The organism is uncultured Aquincola sp. (assembly GCF_964001545.1).
Taxonomy (GTDB): Bacteria; Pseudomonadota; Gammaproteobacteria; order Burkholderiales; family Burkholderiaceae_C; genus Aquincola.
This window is the reverse complement of sequence record NZ_CAXFDV010000224.1, coordinates 1-3561: the sequence shown is the minus strand read 5'-3', so window position 1 is coordinate 3561 and position 3561 is coordinate 1. Positions and strand designations below refer to the sequence as shown.

Here is a 3561-nt window from a genome sequence, read left to right as displayed (position 1 = left end):
TGCCTCGACGTTCCCCAGCCCGGCGCCACGCTGGCGCAATACGCCCCCCACATGGAAGCCGAAGTGCGCTTCGGCTGGGATCTGTACAAGAACGGCCTGATCCGCGACATCTACTTCCGCCAGGACCGCCCCGGCGTGGTCATCCTGGCTGAAGCCGACTCGGCCGAAGCCGCCCGCGCCCAGCTCGACGAATTTCCGCTGGCCAAGGCCGGGTTGATCGGCTGGGACGTCATCCCGATGGGCCCGATGACCAACTGGGAAATGCTGTTCGCCAAGCCGTAAGGCTTCAGCCGCCCGCTTTTCGCCACATGTCCTCAGGAGTTCCCATGCCCCGATCGGCCGCCGACATCCCTCCCGTGCTCTTCGTCGTCACCAGCGTGAACGTCAAGGGCGACACTGGCATTCCCACCGGCTTCAATCTGGCGGAAGTCACCCATCCGCTGGACAAGCTGCAGGCCGCGGGCATCGCGGTGGAGTTCGCTTCGCCGCAAGGCGGCGCCGCGCCGCCCGACGGCATGGAAGACTTCAACGATCCGGTGCTGGCGCGCTGGTGGGCGGACGAAGGCTTCCGCCATGCCATCGCCAACACCCGGCGGCTGGACGAGGTCGACCCCTCGCGCTATGGCGCCATCTTCTTTGCCGGTGGCCACGGCACGATGTGGGACTTTCCGGACAACGAAGCGGCGCAGCGCGCCATTCGCGAGATCGACGCGGCGGGCGGCATCGTCTCGGCGGTGTGCCATGGCCCCGCGGCGCTGGTCAATGCGCGCCGCGCCGACGGCAGCCTGCTGGTGGCCGGCAAGCGCCTGGCTGCCTTCACCGACGGCGAAGAGGAAGAGGTGCAGTCCACCCACGTCGTGCCCTTCCTGCTGGCGTCCACGCTGGTGGCCCGCGGTGCGCTGCACCAGAACACGCCCAACTGGAGCGACAACGTGGTGGTCGATGGCCGCCTGATCACCGGACAGAACCCGCAGTCCGCCGCCCACCTGGGCGAAGTGCTGCGGGACGCTTTGCTGGCGGGGGCATGATGGACTTGCTTCCTCCCATCGCCCTGGGCACCTGGTCCTGGGGCCAGGGCTTTGCCGGCGGTGACACGGTGTTCGGCCACCACCTGACCGAGCAGGACCTGCGGCCGGTGTTCAGCGCTGCGATGGCCGCCGGCCTGAACCTCTGGGACACGGCAGCGGCCTACGGCGCCGGCACTTCCGAATCGATGCTGGGCCGCTTCGTGCGTGATGAGGCGCGCAGCGAGGTGCTGCTGTCCACCAAGTTCACGCCGCAGCTCGCCAGCGCCGACGCAGCCAACCCGGTGGCCGAGATGCTGGCCGGCAGCTGCGAACGGCTGGGCACCGACCACATCGACCTGTACTGGATCCACAACCCCACGCAGCTGAACCACTGGACGCGGCACCTGGTGCCGCTGCTGCAGCAGGGCCGCATCCGGCGGGTGGGCGTGTCCAACCACAACCTGGCGCAGATCCGGCAGGTGAACCAGACGCTGGGCGAAGCGGGCTTCGCGCTCTCGGCGGTGCAGAACCACTACAGCCTGCTGTACCGCTCGTCCGAGCAGGCCGGCATCCTGGACCATTGCCGCGAGCAGGGCATCACCTTCTTCGCCTACATGGTGCTGGAGCAGGGCGCGCTGTCGGGCCGGTACGGCGTCGGCCGGCCCTTGCCCGAAGGCAGCGTCCGCGCCGCCACCTACAACCCGGTGCTGGCGCAACTGCAGCGGCTGACCGACACGATGCGCGAGATCGGCCAGCCGCACGGCGCCAGCGTGGCGCAGGTGGCCATGGCCTGGGCCATCGCCAAGGGCACCGTGCCCATCGTGGGCGTCACCCGGGTGGCCCAGGTGCAGGAGGCCGCCGCCGCCGGGCGGCTGCAGCTCACGCCCGGCGAGATGCAGGCCCTGGAAGCCCTGGCCGCGCAGGCCGGCGTCGACACCCGCGGCGCCTGGGAACGGCCGATGCACGGCTGAAGCCGGTCACGGCCCGGCCGCCTCGGCGTCGCGCTCCAGGTAGCGCCCGAGTTCCGCCAGCCCCCGCTGCGCTTCGGCCGCAAAGGCTTCGGCCAGCGGCTGCCAGGCGCTGCCTTCGCCCTGCTGCAGCGCCACCGCCTGCATCTCGCGCGCCAGCTCGCTGAGCTGGCGGGCGCCCACCGCGCCGGCCGACGAAATGGTGGCGTGGGCCAGCAGGCCCACGGTGGCCCAGTCGGTCTGGCGCAGCGCCTCCTGCAGCCGGGCGATGTCGCGCGCGCCCAGGTCCAGCACCTTGACCACCAGCCGCCGGTACAGCGCCTGGCTGCCGCCGCAGCGGCGCAGCCCGTCGGCCAGGTCCACGGCGGCGGCGCCGGGCTGCGCACCGGCGGGCGCTGCGCCGCCGTCGGCCTCAGGGCCGGCACGGCCGGCTGCGGCCCAGCGGTGCACCACCGCAAACAGCTCGGTCGGCTCCACCGGCTTGGTGATCACGTCGTTCATGCCCGCCTGCAGGCAGCGCTGGCGGTCGCGGGCCATGGCATAGGCCGTCATCGCCACGATGGGCAGCTGGGCGTGCAGCGGCTGCTGGCGGATGCGCCGGGTGACTTCGTAGCCGTCCATGCCGGGCATCTGCACGTCCATCAGCACCAGGTCGAAGGGCTGGGCCGCCAGCAGGTTCAGCGCCTGCTCGCCGTCGCTGGCGATGCTCACCTGCATGCCGGCGACGCCGCGCAGCAGCTCGCCGGCCACGATCTGGTTGAACTCGGTGTCGTCCACCAGCAGCGCCCGCAGGCCGCGCAGGCCGGGCGGTGCCTGCGCCGGCCGCTGGCGGTCTGCGGTGTGCCGCATGTCTGCCGGTGGCGCCAGCGCGGCCGTGCTGCAGGCCACCAACGAGATGGTGAAGAAGAACTCGCTGCCCTGGCCGGGCTGGCTGCGCACGCCGATGTGCCCGCCCATCAGCTGCACCAGCTGCCGACAGATGGCCAGGCCCAGGCCGGTGCCGCCATGGCGCCGGGTGGTGGAGGCGTCCAGCTGGTTGAAGGGCTTGAACAGCTGCGCGATCTGCGCCTGCGACAGGCCGGGGCCCTGGTCGCGCACCGCAAAGCGCAGCTGGCCGGGCCCCTCGCGCTGCACCGACAGCCGCACCGGCCGGCCCTGGCCGGTGAACTTGACCGCGTTGCCGCACAGGTTCACCAGCACCTGTTCCAGCCGCAGCGGATCGCCCACCAGGCAGGCCGGCACGTCGGGCGCCACGTCGAACAGCAGCGCCTGCTCCTTCTTGCGTGCCTGCACGCCGATCACGGCGGTCACCTGGTCCAGCACCTCCTGCAGCGTGAACGCCACCTGCTCGATGTCGAGCTTGCCGGCTTCGATCTTCGAGAAGTCGAGGATGTCGTTGAGGATGCCCAGCAGCCCGCGCGCGGCCTGCTGCACGTTCAGCAGGTGCTCGCGCGCCAGCGCCGGCAGCGGCTCGCGCAGCGCCAGGTCGGTCATGCCCAGCACCGCGTTCATCGGCGTGCGGATCTCATGGCTCATGTTGGCCAGGAAGTCGCTCTTGGCCTGGGTGGCGGCCTCGGCTGCGGCCC

4 protein-coding genes are annotated in these 3561 nt (G+C 71.4%); 3 read left to right on the top strand and 1 reads right to left on the bottom strand.

The genetic code is table 11. The annotated features are described in order from the left end of the window. The 3 genes from ABNT58_RS07795 to ABNT58_RS07785 all read left to right on the top strand — a co-directional run. On the top strand, positions 1–282 hold a 282-nt coding region (locus ABNT58_RS07795; protein WP_348752935.1), incomplete at its 5' end, for a superoxide dismutase. A gap of 44 nt (positions 283–326) precedes the next feature. Next, positions 327–1028, top strand: coding sequence for a type 1 glutamine amidotransferase domain-containing protein (locus tag ABNT58_RS07790; RefSeq protein ID WP_348752934.1), 702 nt, complete (start codon positions 327–329; stop codon positions 1026–1028). Then, entirely contained in the window at positions 1028–1978 is a 951-nt protein-coding gene (locus tag ABNT58_RS07785; protein ID WP_348752933.1) for an aldo/keto reductase, read from the top strand. Before ABNT58_RS07790 ends, ABNT58_RS07785 begins: the two co-directional genes overlap by 1 nt. 6 nt (positions 1979–1984) lie before the next feature. On the opposite strand, the gene ABNT58_RS07780 is transcribed toward ABNT58_RS07785, so the two are convergent. Continuing rightward, the coding region (locus tag ABNT58_RS07780; protein WP_348752932.1) for an ATP-binding protein at positions 1985–3561 on the bottom strand (1577 nt) is incomplete at its 5' end.